A 16294-nucleotide genomic window follows, 5' to 3' on the forward strand; every position below is an offset into this window, starting at 1 on the left:
GACCATTGGTTCACAATTCATTAATAATCATTGTTGTTAATGTTGCCAATGCATAACATTTGATTAACCATTCATTGTCATTATCCCTACAATACAATATTGGCAGGGCCACTTTTACACATAGTGTGACGAAGAAGTGAGCACAGACTCATTGCACTATGCGCACGGCCCTCAGGAGACCTGCAATGAATCTCTGGCAACAAAACTATGATCCGGCTGGCAACATTTGGCTTTCCAGCCTGATCGCATCGCTTCCGATTCTCTTTTTCTTCTTCGCGCTGATAAAGCTGAAGTTAAAAGGCTATATCGCCGCGTCATGGACGGTGGCTATCGCCCTTGCCGTCGCCCTGTTGTTCTACAAAATGCCTGTCGCTAATGCGCTGGCCTCGGTGGTGTATGGCTTCTTCTACGGGTTGTGGCCCATCGCCTGGATTATTATCGCTGCGGTCTTCGTTTATAAAATCTCTGTGAAAACCGGGCAGTTCGACATTATCCGTTCATCAATACTCTCGATAACACCGGATCAACGTCTGCAAATGCTGATTGTCGGTTTCTCCTTCGGCGCATTTCTCGAAGGGGCTGCTGGCTTTGGCGCACCAGTGGCGATAACCGCCGCTCTGCTGGTCGGACTGGGCTTTAACCCGTTGTATGCTGCTGGTTTGTGTCTGATCGTCAATACCGCGCCTGTCGCCTTTGGTGCGATGGGTATCCCGATTCTGGTTGCCGGGCAAGTGACCGGGCTGGACAGCTTTGAAATCGGCCAGATGGTAGGCCGCCAGCTGCCGTTCCTGACCATTATCGTTCTGTTCTGGATTATGGCGATTATGGACGGCTGGCGAGGTGTGAAAGAAACCTGGCCTGCAGTAATGGTCGCTGGCGGTTCGTTTGCTATCGCTCAGTATCTCAGCTCTAACTTTATCGGCCCGGAACTGCCAGACATCATCTCTTCGCTGGTATCGCTGGTTTGCCTGACACTGTTCCTGAAACGCTGGCAGCCAGTGCGTATTTTCCGCTTTGGCGATTTGGGTGCGTCGCAGGTCGATCAGACACTGGCTCGTACCGGATACACCGCAGGGCAAGTTGTTCGCGCCTGGTCACCATTCCTGTTCCTGACAGCAACTGTCACCTTATGGAGTATTCCGCCGTTCAAAGCGCTGTTTGCACCTGGCGGCGCGTTGTATGACTGGGTGATTAACATTCCGGTTCCGTTCCTCGACAAACTGGTTGCCCGTATGCCTCCGGTGGTACACGAAGCGACAGCCTACGCTGCGGTGTATAAGTTCGACTGGTTCTCAGCAACGGGTACTGCCATTTTGTTTGCCGCCCTGCTCTCTATTGTCTGGCTGAAAATGAAACCCTCAGCGGCTATCCAGACTTTTGGCAGCACGCTGAAAGAGTTGGCGCTGCCGATTTACTCCATCGGCATGGTGCTGGCGTTCGCCTTTATCTCTAACTATTCGGGACTTTCTTCAACGCTGGCTCTGGCTCTGGCGCATACCGGAAGCGCATTTACTTTCTTCTCGCCGTTCCTTGGCTGGCTGGGGGTATTCCTGACCGGATCAGATACATCATCAAACGCCCTGTTTGCTGCCTTACAGGCTACCGCAGCCCAGCAAATCGGCGTCTCGGATGTTCTGATGGTGGCAGCTAACACCACAGGCGGAGTTACCGGAAAAATGATCTCCCCACAGTCTATCGCTATCGCCTGCGCCGCGGTTGGCCTTGTTGGCAAGGAGTCAGACCTGTTCCGCTTTACCGTCAAACACAGCCTGATATTCACCTGCATGGTCGGCGTGATCACCACGCTTCAGGCCTATGTTTTAACCTGGATGATCCCGTAATGATTGTTATACCCAGACGCCTGTCAGACGAGGTCGCCTCTCGTGTGCGAGCGCTGATTGAAGAGCAGCAACTGGAAGCGGGTATGAAATTACCCGCCGAACGCCAGTTAGCGGCACAACTGGGTGTCTCGCGCAATTCCCTGCGCGAGGCGCTGGCTAAGTTGATTAGCGAAGGGGTGTTGCTTAGCCGTCGTGGTGGCGGCACGTTTGTTCGCTGGCAACATGAAGCGTGGTCTGAACAAAATATCGTCCAACCGCTGAAAAGCCTGATGGCAGATGATCCCGATTATGGCTTTGATATTCTGGAAGCCCGTCACGCCATTGAAGCCAGCACCGCATGGCATGCGGCAATGCGTGCCACAACTGCCGATAAAGAGAAAATCAAACTCTGCTTTGACGCAACGCTCAGCGAAGACCCGGATCTCGCCTCCCAGGCCGACGTTCGCTTTCATCTGGCGATTGCTGAAGCCTCACACAACGTGGTGCTTTTACAAACCATGCGCGGCTTCTTCGATGTGCTGCACTCATCGGTAAAACAGAGTCGCCAGCGTATGTACCTTGTTCCGCCCGTATTTTCACAACTCACGGAGCAACACCAGGCGGTGATGGAAGCCATTTTTGCTGGCGATGCCGATGGCGCGCGTAAAGCAATGATGGCGCACCTTAGTTTTGTCCACACCACCATTAAACGATTTGATGAAGACCAGGCCCGCCAGGCACGTATTACCCGTCTGCCCGGTGACCAGAATGATATTTCCAGGGAGAACGAAGCATGATTATTTCAGCAGCCAGCGATTATCGCGCCGCAGCGCAACGCATTTTGCCCCCTTTCTTATTCCACTACATCGACGGTGGCGCTTATGCGGAATACACCTTGCGCCGTAACGTGGAAGATTTATCCCAGGTGGCACTACGCCAGCGTGTTCTGAAAAATATGTCTGATTTAAGCCTGGAAACCACGCTGTTTAATGAAAAACTGTCGATGCCAGTTGCACTTGCACCTGTCGGATTATGCGGCATGTACGCGCGGCGCGGTGAAGTGCAGGCCGCAGGCGCTGCAGATGCGCACGGTATCCCCTTTACGCTATCGACTGTTTCGGTCTGCCCAATTGAAGAAGTTGCACCAACCATTAAGCGCCCGATGTGGTTCCAGTTGTATGTGCTGCGCGATCGCGGCTTTATGCGTAACGCGCTGGAGCGAGCAAAAGCAGCAGGCTGCTCGACGCTGGTTTTCACCGTGGATATGCCAACGCCTGGCGCGCGTTACCGTGATGCGCACTCCGGTATGAGCGGCCCGAACGCAGCAATGCGCCGTTACTGGCAGGCGGTGACGCATCCGCAATGGGCGTGGGATGTGGGCCTGAATGGTCGTCCACATGATCTCGGTAATATCTCGGCTTACCTCGGCAAACCAACCGGACTGGAAGATTACATCGGCTGGCTGGCTAATAACTTCGATCCCTCGATCTCATGGAAAGACCTTGAATGGATCCGCGACTTCTGGGATGGCCCGATGGTGATCAAAGGAATCCTTGATCCAGAAGATGCGCGTGATGCGGTACGTTTTGGCGCAGATGGCATTGTGGTTTCTAACCACGGTGGTCGCCAGCTGGACGGTGTACTCTCTTCTGCCCGCGCACTCCCTGCTATTGCGGATGCAGTGAAAGGTGATATCGCCATTCTGGCAGATAGCGGGATTCGTAACGGGCTGGACGTGGTACGCATGATTGCCCTCGGTGCCGATACCGTACTGCTGGGTCGTGCATATCTTTACGCCCTGGCGACGGCTGGTAAGGCGGGCGTGGCTAATTTACTCAATTTGATCGAAAAAGAGATGAAAGTCGCAATGACGCTGACAGGTGCGAAGTCGATCAGTGAAATTAGTCAGGATTCGCTGGTGCAGGAGTTGGATAAAGCACTGCCTGCGGCGCTGGCTCCACTGGCGAAAGGGAATGCAGCTTAAGGGTTAGATGAATATCTGCTATCCTGCCCCCGCACTAAGGGGGCAGTATGCTAAACATCGTACTTTACGAACCAGAAATTCCGCCAAACACTGGCAACATCATCCGTCTTTGCGCCAACACCGGCTTTCGCCTGCATATCATCGAACCGATGGGATTTGCCTGGGACGATAAGCGCCTGCGCCGTGCGGGGCTGGACTACCACGAATTTACCGCCGTTACGCGCCATCATAACTATGCCGCGTTTCTTAAGGCTGAAAACCCGCAGCGTCTGTTTGCCCTCACCACGAAAGGTACGCCTGCTCACAGCGCCGTAAGTTATCAGGATAGCGACTATCTGATGTTTGGCCCGGAAACGCGCGGCCTGTCCTCAAGCATTCTTGATGCCCTGCCCGCTGAACAAAAAATTCGTATTCCAATGGTACCGGACAGCCGCAGCATGAACCTGTCCAATGCGGTGTCGGTCGTGGTGTATGAAGCCTGGCGGCAGTTGGGGTATCCGGGAGCGGTGTTGAGAGATTAGTTACTGTATGCCGGATAGATGATTACATCGCATCCGGCACAATCACAGGACGTCAGATCCCATCCCCATACTCAAAGGTATGGTTAATACCGTTGAAATGTTGATCCATATCCATTGATGGCTTATCGCTGTCTGGTTTACCGACAATGCGTGCCGGAACGCCAGCGGCGGTGGTATGTGGCGGCACCGGTTGCAGCACCACGGAACCTGCGCCAATCTTCGCACCGCGACCAACTTCAATATTACCGAGAATTTTCGCACCTGCGCCAATCATCACGCCTTCACGAATTTTCGGGTGACGGTCGCCGCCAGATTTTCCCGTACCGCCAAGGGTAACGGATTGCAGAATCGACACGTCATTTTCAATCACCGCAGTTTCACCCACCACAATGCCCGTCGCGTGGTCGAGCATGATACCGCGACCAATTTTTGCCGCCGGATGAATATCCACCTGGAACGTCACAGAAACCTGGTTCTGCAGAAAAATAGCCAGTGCGCGACGGCCCTGATTCCACAGCCAGTGACCGATGCGATACGCCTGCAAGGCATGAAAACCTTTCAGATATAACAATGGGGTTGAGTATTTATCGACTGCCGGGTCGCGGGTACGCACTGCCTGAATATCACAGGCCGCAGAAGCAATCATTTCCGGGTCGGCGGCGTAGGCTTCTTCCACCACTTCACGGATAGCAATGGCAGGCATAATTGGCGATGACAGCTTGTTCGCCAACATATAACTCAGTGCACTGCCCAGGTTTTCGTGCTTGAGTAGCGTTGCGTGGTAAAAACTGGCCAGCATTGGTTCACAGTCCGCCAGCGTTCTGGCTTCGGCTTTAATATTGTTCCAGACAATTTCCAGTTCTTCACACGACATTGCTTACTCCACACGATAAGATAATGACCGGCCCGTTCTGCGCGGGCCGGGTCATAGCGGTAACAAAGGTTCCCTGGGTTTAGTGGCTGCTGCGCTCGTCCTTGCGTGCACGACCTAGTAAAGTCAATGCTGCCTCGCGCGCGTTTTTTCCGCAATATAATACTTGATAAATTTCCTCGGTTATTGGCATTTCAACGCCGAAGCGATGCGCCAGTTCGCGAACTTCTTTCGTATTACGGTAGCCTTCCACCACCTGACCAATTTTCTCCTGCGCGCTTTGTACATCCATGCCCTGACCGAGCATCATGCCAAAACGGCGGTTACGAGACTGGTTGTCAGTACAGGTCAGCACCAAATCTCCAAGCCCAGCCATGCCCATAAAGGTGGCAGGATCGGCCCCCAGCGCCGCGCCAAGACGCGACATTTCAGCCAGACCACGGGTAATCAGCGCCGTACGCGCATTCGCACCAAAACCGATACCGTCTGACATCCCCGCGCCAATGGCAATGACGTTTTTCACCGCGCCGCCAAGCTGCACGCCAATGAAATCCGGGTTGCTGTAAACGCGGAAACTTTTACCACAGTGCAGCAACTGCTGAAGATCATCAGCAAAGGTTTGGTCGGTAGAGGCCAGCGAAATAGCCGTCGGTAAACCTGCCGCCAGTTCTTTCGCAAACGTTGGACCAGAGATAACCGCCAGCGGAATTTGATCGCCTAACGCCTCACGCGCCACGTCCTGTAACAGACGTCCGGTTTCCGCCTCCAGACCTTTGGTCGCCCACACCAGACGCGCATCAGGACGCATCAGCGGTTTAATCTGGCGCAGCACTTCACCAAAGACATGGCTTGGCACGACGACAAGAATATTACGGCTGGCTGCCAGTGCGGTAGCGAGATCGCTTTCAAGATGGAGCGTATCGGGAAAAGGCACATCGGGGAGAAACGCGGCGTTACAGCGGTCGCGTTTAAGGGTTGCGATATGTTCAGGGTCATGGCCCCAGAGGACAACCTCGTGGCCATTTCTTGCCAGGGTAATGGCAAGAGCGGTGCCGTACGAGCCGGCACCGATCACAGTCATTGAAGCATTACGTTGGTTCATCAGGCATCCTGATGTTCTTCAGTACCTTCGCCAGCCTGCTGCTGCAAATAGTTCATGAACAGCGCATCGAAGTTAACCGGCGCAAGGTTCAGTTGCGGGAACGTACCGCGTGAAACCAGGCTGGTGATGCACTCACGAGCATACGGGAACAGAATGTTCGGGCAGTATGCGCCCAGGCAATGTGCCATCTGGGTGCCTTCGATACCCGCGATGGAGAAAATACCGCCCTGCTGAACTTCACACAGAAACGCAGTTTCTTCGCCCAAAGAGGCCGTTACGGTTACACGCAGTACCACTTCGTATACGTCATCTGCCAGTTGGGAAGATGCCGTATCCAGATCAAGTTTAACTTCTGGTTGCCAATCTTTCTGGAAAACATGCGGCGCGTTCGGCGCTTCGAAAGAGATATCCTTGGTATAAATACGTTGGATCTGGAAAGTCATTTCAGTGTTGTTTTGTTCTGACATGTTTGAAAAACCCTTTAGTGTTGTCCTTAAAACTACTCATTAATCTGTAAACGATAAGACGTTATTTCAGCAGGGGATCCAGTCCACCACGCGCATCCAACGCATACAAGTCATCACAGCCACCAATGTGCTGCGCATCAATAAAAATCTGCGGAACCGTTGTACGGCCACTGCGTTTGATCATCTCTTCACGTTTTACGGCATCACCGTCAATCGGAAGTTCCTGGAAGCTCACACCTTTGCTGCTCAACAGCGCTTTAGCACGATGGCAATAGGGGCAGGTAGCTTTGGTATAGATTTCAATGTTGGCCATGACTTCGCTCCTGTTGTTAATCTACAGCTTATTTTCCGCGCACCAGAGGCAAATTCTCGCCAGCCCAGCCAGCAATGCCTTCTTTCAGCACGAACACTTTCTCGAAACCGGCCTTGGTTAATGCATTTGCAGCTTCCTGACACTGCATACCAGAACCGTCGACCACAATAATCGGCTTATCTTTGTGCTTATCAAGTTCACCAACATTGTTGGCTTTAATCTCGGTCGGCAACAGGTTGGTGGAGCCCGCGATATGACCTTTACGGAAGTCATCTCGCTGACGCAAATCCACCACAACGGCATCTTCTTTGTTGATAAGACGCGTTGCTTCACCACGGGTAATTACCTTCACTTTTGAGGTCAGGCTTTTGAAGGTGGTGAATAAAACCGCCACCAGTAACGCAACCCAGGCGATACTCAGTATGGGATGACGGCTAACAAATTGCATAATTTCTTGCATGGGGGGTAACAACTCCCGACGTAGTGATTAAAAAAACCAGGACAGGAGTATACCTGCGCGGTGCGGCAAATACAGCCAGCGCGTTAACTGGATTGCATTTTTGCGGGGTGCCACGGAAAAAAAATCGCAAAAGAGTGGTTGCCGTTCCCCGAGCTTCTCCTTTATTTGATCTTCTGAGGCTATTTTATCGATTCAGCTGTAGTAAAATTACGCAAATTTTGACTCTTGAGTATGAGGTTGTCGCAATGTCGGTTTCTAAAAAACCTATGGTACTGGTGATTCTGGATGGCTATGGCTATCGCGAAGAACAGCAGGATAACGCCATTTTTAGTGCTAAAACCCCGGTAATGGATGCACTGTGGGCCAATCGTCCGCATACCCTGATCGACGCTTCCGGTCTGGAAGTCGGTCTGCCTGACCGTCAGATGGGTAACTCCGAAGTAGGTCACGTTAACCTGGGTGCCGGCCGCATCGTGTATCAGGACCTGACTCGTCTGGATGTTGAAATCAAAGATCGCGCTTTCTTTGCTAATCCGGTGTTGACTGGCGCGGTAGATAAAGCGAAAAACGCAGGCAAAGCAGTACACATTATGGGTCTGCTCTCCGCAGGTGGTGTACACAGCCACGAAGATCACATCATGGCGATGGTGGAACTGGCAGCGGAACGCGGCGCAGAAAAAATCTACCTGCACGCATTCCTTGACGGTCGCGACACCCCGCCGCGCAGTGCTGAATCCTCGCTGAAAAAATTCGAAGAGAAATTTGCCGCGCTGGGCAAAGGCCGCGTAGCGTCCATCATTGGTCGTTACTATGCAATGGACCGTGATAACCGTTGGGATCGCGTTGAAAAAGCGTATGACCTGCTGACTCTGGCGCAGGGTGAGTTCCAGGCCGACACTGCTGTTGCCGGTTTGCAGGCTGCTTATGCTCGTGACGAAAACGACGAGTTCGTGAAAGCGACCGTTATTCGTGCAGAAGGTCAGCCAGACGCGGCAATGGAAGACGGCGATGCTCTGATTTTCATGAACTTCCGTGCTGACCGTGCGCGTGAAATCACTCGTGCTTTCGTGAACGCTGATTTCGACGGCTTCGCGCGTAAGAAAGTGGTTAACATCGATTTCGTGATGCTGACCGAATACGCCGCTGACATCAAAACTGCGGTTGCTTACCCGCCAGCTTCTCTGGTTAACACCTTCGGCGAGTGGATGGCGAAAAACGACAAAACTCAACTGCGTATTTCCGAAACTGAAAAATATGCTCACGTCACTTTCTTCTTTAACGGTGGTGTAGAAGAGTCGTTCAAAGGCGAAGACCGCATTCTGATCAACTCACCGAAAGTGGCTACCTACGATCTGCAACCGGAAATGAGCTCCGCAGAGCTGACCGAAAAACTGGTTGCGGCAATCAAGAGCGGCAAATACGACACCATTATCTGTAACTATCCGAACGGCGACATGGTTGGTCACACCGGGGTGATGGAAGCGGCGGTTAAAGCGGTTGAAGCGCTGGATCACTGCGTGGAAGAAGTCGCGAAAGCGGTTGAGTCCGTGGGTGGACAACTGCTGATCACCGCTGACCACGGTAACGCTGAACAGATGCGCGATCCGGCAACGGGTCAGGCGCACACAGCGCACACCAACCTGCCTGTTCCGCTGATTTACGTTGGCGATAAGAACGTGAAAGCGGTTGAAGGCGGCAAACTTTCTGACATCGCGCCGACCATGTTGTCGCTGATGGGTATGGAAATCCCGCAAGAGATGACTGGTAAGCCGCTGTTCATCGTGGAATAATCCCTCCCCATGAGGGGAAAGGCGATTAATACCATGACACGGGCCGTGAAACCGCGCAGGTTTGCAATCAGGCCCATCATCTACGCCAGCGTTCTTAGCGCTGGCGTATTGTTGTGCGCCTTTTCCGCCCACGCGGATGATCGCGACCAACTCAAATCTATTCAGGCCGATATCGCCGCGAAAGAGCGCGCGGTACGCCAAAAGCAACAACAACGCGCAAGCCTGCTCGCACAATTGAAAAAGCAGGAAGAAGCGATCTCCGAAGCCACTCGCAAGCTGCGCGAAACGCAAAACACACTCAATCAACTGAATAAACAGATTGATGAGATGAACGCGTCGATTGCCAAACTGGAGCAGCAAAAAGCCGCTCAAGAACGCAGCCTCGCCGCGCAACTGGATGCCGCGTTTCGTCAGGGCGAGCATACCGGTATTCAGCTCATTCTCAGCGGTGAAGAAAGCCAGCGTGGTCAGCGTTTACAGGCTTATTTCGGTTATCTCAACCAGGCACGACAAGAAACCATTGCTCAGTTGAAACAAACGCGTGAAGAAGTCGCTATGCAACGCGCCGAGCTGGAAGAGAAACAGAGCGAGCAGCAAACGCTGTTATATGAGCAGCGCGCCCAACAGGCGAAGCTGACTCAGGCGCTGAACGAGCGTAAAAAGACGCTGACAGGGCTGGAGTCTTCCATCCAGCAAGGTCAGCAACAGTTGAGCGAGCTGCGCGCCAACGAATCTCGTCTGCGTAACAGCATTGCCCGTGCGGAAGCGGCGGCGAAAGCGCGTGCTGAACGTGAAGCGCGCGAAGCCCAGGCGGTTCGCGACCGCCAGAAAGAAGCGACGCGCAAAGGCACCACCTACAAACCTACCGAAAGCGAAAAATCGCTGATGTCCCGAACTGGTGGCCTGGGTGCACCGCGTGGTCAGGCATTCTGGCCGGTTCGCGGGCCGACGCTGCATCGCTATGGTGAACAGCTACAGGGCGAACTACGCTGGAAAGGGATGGTTATCGGTGCCTCTGAAGGTACTGAAGTTAAAGCCATTGCCGATGGTCGGGTGATTCTGGCTGACTGGCTGCAAGGCTACGGTCTGGTGGTAGTGGTTGAGCATGGTAAAGGCGACATGAGTCTTTACGGCTATAATCAAAGCGCGCTGGTGAGCGTTGGTTCGCAGGTTCGTGCGGGCCAGCCAATTGCACTGGTGGGCAGCAGTGGTGGTCAGGGCAGACCTTCACTCTATTTTGAGATTCGTCGCCAGGGTCAGGCCGTCAATCCACAGCCGTGGTTGGGAAGATAAGTTTTGTTTCCATTTCGTCGTAACATTCTTTCACTTGCCGCTCTGTTGGCGCTCTCCTCCCCCGTAATTGCTGGCAAACTTGCCATCGTCATTGATGATTTTGGGTATCGCCCGCACAACGAAAACCAGGTGCTGGCGATGCCCTCCGCTATCTCCGTCGCTGTATTACCCGATTCACCGCACGCCAGAGAGATGGCGACCAAAGCGCATAACAGCGGTCACGAAGTGTTGATTCATCTGCCGATGGCACCGTTGAGTAAACAGCCGCTGGAGAAAAATACGCTGCGCCCGGAGATGAGCAGCGACGAAATTGAGCGCATTATTCGTAGTGCGGTCAATAACGTGCCCTATGCCGTGGGGATCAACAACCACATGGGTAGCAAGATGACCTCTAACCTGTTTGGTATGCAGAAAGTGATGCAGGCGCTGGAGCGTTACAATCTTTACTTCCTCGACAGCGTAACCATCGGTAATACCCAGGCGATGCGCGCCGCGCAAGGTACTGGCGTGAAGGTTATTAAACGGAAGGTGTTCCTCGACGATTCGCAAAATGAAGCAGACATCCGTGTGCAGTTCAATCGCGCAATTGACCTGGCGCGTCGCAACGGTTCAACCATTGCCATTGGGCATCCTCACCCTTCAACGGTACGCGTGCTACAACAGATGGTTTATAACCTGCCGCCAGACATTACGCTGGTGAAAGCCAGCAGCTTGCTGAATGAACCGCAGGTTGATACGTCTACACCGCCGAAAAACACTGTGCCCGACGCACCGCGTAATCCGTTCCGTGGCGTGAAGCTCTGCAAACCGAAGAAGCCGCTGGAGCCGGTTTATGCTGACCGATTCTTTAGCGTGCTGAGCGAAAGCATCAGTCAGAGTACGCTGGTGAACTACATCCGCAATCAATGGCAAGGCTGGGGGAGGACACCCGCCAATACCGCAAACGCTAATTCAGATTAAGCGCTTTGCGTGCATTTTGTTGGTGCGACAATGTTTTGTCGCGCCATTGCCACAGACGCAAAGACCACAGCAAGACCTGATAACCGACCTTAGCGCTGCGCACATTAGTCACCATGCGTTTATACATACCGGAAGTAAAAATTTCGGCAATCATGCGCTGACGGGTAAAAAGATCGGGTTCTTTTCGTACTGCATGGCAAACACGTAATGCTTCATAACTTATTTGCTGATGGAATTCTGGATAAATCGGAATTTTATCAGCATAATCACGATTTAACTTTTCCAACAAGCGGGTAATTTTAATATAGTGCCGTTGATAATTAAGGTTTTTATTCCCTTGTCTTTTCAAACGACTTATTGAGTTATTATGTAAAAAGTACTTATATAAAGATTGTTCGGTATAACGTACACGCAAGGCATTAAACATGACCTCGGTGCTCCAGATAATATCCTGATGATGCAAACCGGGAATAAATTTAATATTGTTTTTAATAAGAATTTCCCGGCGATAAACGCCCATCCACACCACGTGTGTCCAGCGGCGAGAAGCAAGCGCTAATCGCAGCCATTCCGGGCCATTTAAAACGCCTGTTGAACGAATACGATCACCTGGAATAGATTGCCATGTTCTGCCCGTTTCACGTACGCACCAGTCGGCGTTACCTTGTGCCACATCGAGATCATCCTCTAACGCCATCGTCATCAGCGTTTCGTACATGGTGGGATAGACCTCATCATCAGCATCGACAAAAGCGACATATTTGCCCGTCGCTGCCTCGATCCCGCGATTACGCGCTACCGATGCGCCAGCATTCGCCTGATGCAGCAAACGAACATGCGAATAATTTTTTGCATAATATTTTGCTATTTCAACGGAATTATCTGTTGAACCATCGTTAACAATAATGATTTCCAGAGCAGTCCAGGTTTGCGCGATTAAAGATTCCATGCAGGCGTTAAAATCATTTCCCGCATTATATAACGGGATAATAACACTAAGTTTATTTGCACTGTTCATCATAAATTACCGACTACCTCTGAAGTAACCCTGTCTTTGTACAGACTTTGTATTAAGAAACTATTAAGTGGGCGAGATATTAATATTACGAATTAGCGTAACGTCAGATTAAAGAGAGAATGAGAACAGCAATATAAGAGAATAGAGTAATTACGAACTCTTTATTACACTGACAAGATTTTACATATTTAACAGATTATCCTCAGAGAAAAGAGCTGGGATTCCAGCTATGCAAGCCTGATACGCGTAGCGTACCTGGCAACTTTGTTCCCAGCACATTGATGGCGCTTTCGTTTTCTACCTTGTAAACGAAGCGCCATTCACTCTTTAAATCACCCGTGAGAACTGCTGCATCCGCGCTTTCTGACGCAGATAGGTATCAAAGCACATGCAAATGTTGCGGATCAGCAAGCGACCTTTCGCCGTCACCTGAATCCCCTTCTCATCCACATCCACCAGCCCATCTTTTGCTAACGGGGCAAGTAGTTTGAGATCTTCCGCAAAGTAATCAGCGAAGTGCAAATCCCACTGTTGCTCAATAGGGGCGTAATCCAGACGGAAGTTGCAGATGAGCGACTTAATCACATCGCGGCGAATACAGTCATCACGCGTTAGCGCAATACCACGCCACAGCGCATTGCCTTGTTCATCCACTTGCTGATAGTACTGCTTCAACTCTTTCTGGTTCTGCGCGTAGCAGTCGCCAATCATGCTGATGGCTGAAACGCCCATCCCCAGCAGATCGGTATCGCCCTGAGTGGTGTAGCCCTGGAAGTTACGATGCAGCACGCCTTCACGCTGGGCCACCGCCAGCTCGTCATCCGGGCGAGCAAAGTGATCCATCCCGATAAACTGATAGCCCGATTGCGTCAGGAAGGCGATGGTTTCCTGCAGGATATCGAGTTTTTGCTGCGGACTCGGCAGGTCAGCATCTTTGATTTTGCGCTGAGCAGCAAAAATGGTCGGCAGATGCGCGTAGTTAAAGACACTCAGACGATCGGGGTTAAGTTCCGCCACACGTTTCAGGGTAAAAGCGAAACTCTCCGGCGTCTGCTTCGGCAGGCCGTAAATCAGGTCGATGTTGGTGGAAGTAAAACCAATCTCACGCGCATGGTTAAGCAGTGCAAAGATGAACTCTTCATCCTGCTCGCGGTTAACCAGACGTTGCACTTCTTTGTTGAAGTCCTGCACGCCCATGCTCAGGCGATTAAAGCCTTCGGCGCGTAAATGATCGAGTACATCCAGTTCTATTTCGCGCGGATCGACTTCGATCGAAATCTCCGCATCAGTATTGAACTGGAAGTTTTCGCGCAGCAACTTCATCAGTCGGCTGATTTGCGCTTTGTTCAGATATGTCGGCGTTCCACCGCCCCAGTGCAGCTGGCTCACCTTGCGCCTGGTAAACAGCGGCGCACGATGGACGATTTCTTGCTCTAGTGCGTCCAGATACTGATCGGCCTTGTGCTGCTGGCGAGTAACAATCTTATTGCAACCGCAGAAGTAACAAAGTTTGTGGCAGAACGGGATATGTACGTAGAGAGATAATGGACGCTCAGGATAGCGCGCCACGGCTTGTAAAAACGCCTGTTCGCCGAAGTCTTCTGAAAACTCCAGCGCGGTCGGGTACGAGGTGTATCGTGGCCCGGAATAGTTATATTTCTGGATCAGGGCCAGATCCCAGTCGATTTGCTGTACAGACATGCTCACTCCTTCCGATGGCGTCTCTGGCGGCTACGGCGTACCGGCGGATGCCCGTTTCGAGTCATCAGCCGGTTGCGCAGCCACTTTTGTCGCCGCGACAACCGCTGTAGTTTAACGAATAACCACACCAGATAACATATAACCGGAAGGGTTATCAGCAGAACGGGAAGGCCCACGGCGGCAATCCGTTAGTTGCCCCGCAGCAGACGCATCATGTCTTCTTGCTTCTCGTCTTCTTCCTCTTCTTCGTCGTCGTCATAAGAGAGGCCGAGTTTCTGCATCAGCTCATCGATACGATCCAGTTTGGCATCAACCCAGGATTGCTCTTCAGCGCTCAAGGTTTCTCCTGCTTCCAGACGTTCCAGCAGCGCATCCAGACGCTCATCCGTTTCCAGTAACTCCAACTCCGCCTGCGGTGAAAGCATAGGTTTCTCACTCTTCGGTTTGTGCTGTTTGGTGACTTTTTCAGTCACGCCCAATGGAATAGGGGTTTTACTGCCAATACGTGGATCTTTCGGTGCGTTCTGGCCTTTGCTGCCCGACGTGGTGTTACCGCCCGCTGCGCGACTGCCCGGCGCATGGCCACGACGTTTTTTCTGACGCTTGCGGTCACGAGCTTCCTGATTCAGCTCTTCGCGCGTTTTGCGACGCGCTTTTGCATGACCTTTGCTGCGTGATGGTGAAGATGGTTTCATAATGGTTCGTCTTTTAGCCGTTTTATTCAGTATAGATTTGCGGCGGAATCTAACAGAAAGCAAGCAAAGAAAAAAGGCGACAGATTGCTCTGTCGCCTTTTTTCTTGACTCAAAACCCTCAGCGGGCCTTACAATCCCTGTTGGCTATCAACACGCCCTGTTTTTCCCTTAGCCTGGAACTTCCGTGTTATTTCCATTTCCCTTTTCTAACGTCTCCTGACGTTTGTCTTCCTGACCTTCCTGTGTCTTCGCCTCCTGGCGTTCCTGACCCTCGTCCTGAGTCATCATTCCTGTCTGCGTCCTCGCTCGATGGGTGTTACTCTACGCGATTCGCTAAAACTCACAAGAACCCTGGGGCTTTAAGCCCACATTTTAGGAATGAGATATAAAAGTAATCACATGATTTAACTAATATAAATTATGACTCAGCGTGATAATCACACCTAAATTTCGCATAAGTACAATGGTCAATGTCTTACAAAGTGCAGGGCTTTAACTTACACCAGCCCCTGGCCGAAAAACCAGTCTTTTGCTGCCGTTCAGGTATAATCGCCCCAAAGCTTTGACTGACGGAGACGACCGCTTTGAATAACTTGAATTATCAACAGACGCATTTTGTGATGAGTGCGCCTGATATTCGCCACTTACCTTCTGATACAGGGATCGAAGTGGCATTTGCTGGCCGTTCCAATGCGGGCAAATCCAGCGCACTGAATACACTGACAAATCAAAAAAGCCTGGCGAGAACATCGAAAACCCCTGGACGTACTCAATTAATCAACTTATTTGAAGTCGCGGATGGAAAGCGTCTTGTTGACTTACCGGGCTATGGCTACGCAGAAGTTCCGGAAGAGATGAAGCGCAAATGGCAGCGCGCGCTCGGCGAGTACCTCGAAAAACGTCAGAGCCTGCAAGGTCTGGTGGTGCTAATGGATATTCGTCATCCGCTGAAAGATTTGGATCAGCAGATGATTGAGTGGGCGGTAGACAGTAATATCGCCGTTCTGGTGCTGCTGACCAAAGCGGACAAACTGGCAAGCGGCGCACGTAAAGCGCAATTGAATATGGTGCGTGAAGCGGTGCTGGCGTTTAACGGTGATGTGCAGGTTGAAACGTTCTCTTCGCTGAAGAAACAAGGCGTGGACAAGCTGCGGCAGAAACTGGATACCTGGTTTAGCGAGATGCAGCCAGTAGAAGAAATGCAGGACGGCGAATAATTTTCTTGCCTTAATGCTTGTGCCGGATGTGGCGTATCCGGCTCTGGCATAGGCCTGATAAACATCAGGCATTACGATCTTT

16 protein-coding genes and 1 pseudogene are annotated in these 16294 nt (G+C 51.8%); 8 read left to right on the forward strand and 9 right to left on the reverse strand.

Features of this window, described 5'->3' with window-relative positions:
* The first annotated feature begins 185 nt into the window (after positions 1-185).
* The 4 genes from lldP to trmL are packed head-to-tail and all read left to right on the forward strand — an operon-like array spanning position 186 to position 4325.
* A complete protein-coding gene (gene lldP / locus EFER_RS18030) occupies positions 186-1841 on the forward strand; it encodes an L-lactate permease (RefSeq protein WP_001055290.1) in 1656 nt (551 codons plus the stop codon).
* Positions 1841-2617, forward strand: coding sequence for a transcriptional regulator LldR (gene lldR / locus EFER_RS18035; RefSeq protein ID WP_000635462.1), 777 nt, complete (start codon positions 1841-1843; stop codon positions 2615-2617). Before lldP ends, lldR begins: the two co-directional genes overlap by 1 nt.
* A complete protein-coding gene (lldD, locus tag EFER_RS18040; protein WP_000586937.1) occupies positions 2614-3804 on the forward strand; it encodes a quinone-dependent L-lactate dehydrogenase in 1191 nt (396 codons plus the stop codon). Before lldR ends, lldD begins: the two co-directional genes overlap by 4 nt.
* Positions 3805-3851: 47 nt before the next feature.
* Positions 3852-4325: a tRNA (uridine(34)/cytosine(34)/5-carboxymethylaminomethyluridine(34)-2'-O)-methyltransferase TrmL gene (trmL, locus tag EFER_RS18045; protein WP_000932364.1), complete on the forward strand. Its 474-nt coding sequence runs from the start codon at positions 3852-3854 to the stop codon at positions 4323-4325.
* Between the two features lie 52 nt (positions 4326-4377).
* Here trmL and cysE read toward each other — a convergent pair whose 3' ends face one another.
* From cysE to EFER_RS18070, 5 genes are all read right to left on the reverse strand, one after another.
* On the reverse strand, positions 4378-5199 hold the full coding sequence (gene cysE, locus EFER_RS18050; protein WP_001277561.1) for a serine O-acetyltransferase: 822 nt from the start codon (positions 5197-5199) through the stop codon (positions 4378-4380).
* A gap of 79 nt (positions 5200-5278) precedes the next feature.
* Complete coding sequence (gene gpsA, locus EFER_RS18055) at positions 5279-6298, reverse strand: NAD(P)H-dependent glycerol-3-phosphate dehydrogenase (protein WP_001076206.1); 1020 nt, start codon at positions 6296-6298, stop codon at positions 5279-5281.
* Positions 6298-6765, reverse strand: coding sequence for a protein-export chaperone SecB (secB, locus tag EFER_RS18060; RefSeq protein ID WP_000003375.1), 468 nt, complete (start codon positions 6763-6765; stop codon positions 6298-6300). The genes gpsA and secB overlap by 1 nt, the downstream gene beginning before the upstream one ends.
* Before the next feature lie 61 nt (positions 6766-6826).
* On the reverse strand, positions 6827-7078 hold the full coding sequence (gene grxC / locus EFER_RS18065) for a glutaredoxin 3 (protein WP_001273797.1): 252 nt from the start codon (positions 7076-7078) through the stop codon (positions 6827-6829).
* Positions 7079-7106: 28 nt separating this feature from the next.
* On the reverse strand, positions 7107-7538 hold the full coding sequence (locus EFER_RS18070; protein WP_002431804.1) for a rhodanese-like domain-containing protein: 432 nt from the start codon (positions 7536-7538) through the stop codon (positions 7107-7109).
* Positions 7539-7783: 245 nt separating this feature from the next.
* Here EFER_RS18070 and gpmM point away from each other — a divergent pair, with 245 nt between their 5' ends.
* The 3 genes from gpmM to EFER_RS18085 are packed head-to-tail and all read left to right on the forward strand — an operon-like array spanning position 7784 to position 11581.
* Positions 7784-9328 carry a 2,3-bisphosphoglycerate-independent phosphoglycerate mutase gene (gene gpmM, locus EFER_RS18075; protein ID WP_015953845.1) on the forward strand — a complete coding sequence of 515 codons (1545 nt, stop codon included), beginning with the start codon at positions 7784-7786 and terminating at the stop codon, positions 9326-9328.
* Between the two features lie 33 nt (positions 9329-9361).
* The gene (envC, locus tag EFER_RS18080) at positions 9362-10621 is read left to right on the forward strand and encodes a murein hydrolase activator EnvC (RefSeq protein WP_000196245.1); all 1260 of its coding nucleotides are present in this window, start codon (positions 9362-9364) and stop codon (positions 10619-10621) included.
* 3 nt (positions 10622-10624) lie between these two features.
* Positions 10625-11581: a divergent polysaccharide deacetylase family protein gene (locus tag EFER_RS18085; RefSeq protein WP_000483818.1), complete on the forward strand. Its 957-nt coding sequence runs from the start codon at positions 10625-10627 to the stop codon at positions 11579-11581.
* On the opposite strand, the gene EFER_RS18090 is transcribed toward EFER_RS18085, so the two are convergent.
* The 4 genes and pseudogenes from EFER_RS18090 to EFER_RS24290 all read right to left on the reverse strand — a co-directional run bounded on the left by EFER_RS18090 (position 11568) and on the right by EFER_RS24290 (position 15283).
* Positions 11568-12602 carry a glycosyltransferase gene (locus EFER_RS18090; protein WP_000982037.1) on the reverse strand — a complete coding sequence of 345 codons (1035 nt, stop codon included), beginning with the start codon at positions 12600-12602 and terminating at the stop codon, positions 11568-11570. The two genes, EFER_RS18085 and EFER_RS18090, sit on opposite strands and share 14 nt — an antisense overlap.
* A gap of 324 nt (positions 12603-12926) precedes the next feature.
* The gene (hemN, locus tag EFER_RS18095; protein ID WP_000116116.1) at positions 12927-14300 is read right to left on the reverse strand and encodes an oxygen-independent coproporphyrinogen III oxidase; all 1374 of its coding nucleotides are present in this window, start codon (positions 14298-14300) and stop codon (positions 12927-12929) included.
* A gap of 188 nt (positions 14301-14488) precedes the next feature.
* Positions 14489-14995: a Der GTPase-activating protein YihI gene (yihI, locus tag EFER_RS18100; RefSeq protein ID WP_001300530.1), complete on the reverse strand. Its 507-nt coding sequence runs from the start codon at positions 14993-14995 to the stop codon at positions 14489-14491.
* A 118-nt stretch (positions 14996-15113) separates the two neighbouring features.
* A pseudogene (locus EFER_RS24290) lies at positions 15114-15283 on the reverse strand (hypothetical protein).
* A 296-nt stretch (positions 15284-15579) separates the two neighbouring features.
* Between EFER_RS24290 and yihA the strand changes: the two are divergent.
* Positions 15580-16212, forward strand: coding sequence for a ribosome biogenesis GTP-binding protein YihA/YsxC (gene yihA / locus EFER_RS18105; protein ID WP_001061529.1), 633 nt, complete (start codon positions 15580-15582; stop codon positions 16210-16212).
* The last annotated feature ends 82 nt before the right edge of the window (positions 16213-16294 follow it).

The sequence above is a fragment of the Escherichia fergusonii ATCC 35469 genome (assembly GCF_000026225.1).
In the GTDB taxonomy this organism is placed as follows: domain Bacteria; phylum Pseudomonadota; class Gammaproteobacteria; order Enterobacterales; family Enterobacteriaceae; genus Escherichia; species Escherichia fergusonii.

Bases quoted from the DNA above. Each gene is read 5' to 3' on its own strand.
- cysE (WP_001277561.1), bottom strand. From the start codon at position 5,199: ATGTCGTGTGAAGAACTGGAAATTGTCTGGAACAATATTAAAGCCGAA.
- trmL (WP_000932364.1), top strand. From the start codon at position 3,852: ATGCTAAACATCGTACTTTACGAACCAGAAATTCCGCCAAACACTGGC.
- EFER_RS18090 (WP_000982037.1), bottom strand. From the start codon at position 12,602: ATGATGAACAGTGCAAATAAACTTAGTGTTATTATCCCGTTATATAAT.
- gpsA (WP_001076206.1), bottom strand. From the start codon at position 6,298: ATGAACCAACGTAATGCTTCAATGACTGTGATCGGTGCCGGCTCGTAC.
- gpmM (WP_015953845.1), top strand. From the start codon at position 7,784: ATGTCGGTTTCTAAAAAACCTATGGTACTGGTGATTCTGGATGGCTAT.
- grxC (WP_001273797.1), bottom strand. From the start codon at position 7,078: ATGGCCAACATTGAAATCTATACCAAAGCTACCTGCCCCTATTGCCAT.
- secB (WP_000003375.1), bottom strand. From the start codon at position 6,765: ATGTCAGAACAAAACAACACTGAAATGACTTTCCAGATCCAACGTATT.
- EFER_RS18070 (WP_002431804.1), bottom strand. From the start codon at position 7,538: ATGCAAGAAATTATGCAATTTGTTAGCCGTCATCCCATACTGAGTATC.
- envC (WP_000196245.1), top strand. From the start codon at position 9,362: ATGACACGGGCCGTGAAACCGCGCAGGTTTGCAATCAGGCCCATCATC.
- hemN (WP_000116116.1), bottom strand. From the start codon at position 14,300: ATGTCTGTACAGCAAATCGACTGGGATCTGGCCCTGATCCAGAAATAT.
- lldR (WP_000635462.1), top strand. From the start codon at position 1,841: ATGATTGTTATACCCAGACGCCTGTCAGACGAGGTCGCCTCTCGTGTG.
- yihI (WP_001300530.1), bottom strand. From the start codon at position 14,995: ATGAAACCATCTTCACCATCACGCAGCAAAGGTCATGCAAAAGCGCGT.
- lldD (WP_000586937.1), top strand. From the start codon at position 2,614: ATGATTATTTCAGCAGCCAGCGATTATCGCGCCGCAGCGCAACGCATT.
- lldP (WP_001055290.1), top strand. From the start codon at position 186: ATGAATCTCTGGCAACAAAACTATGATCCGGCTGGCAACATTTGGCTT.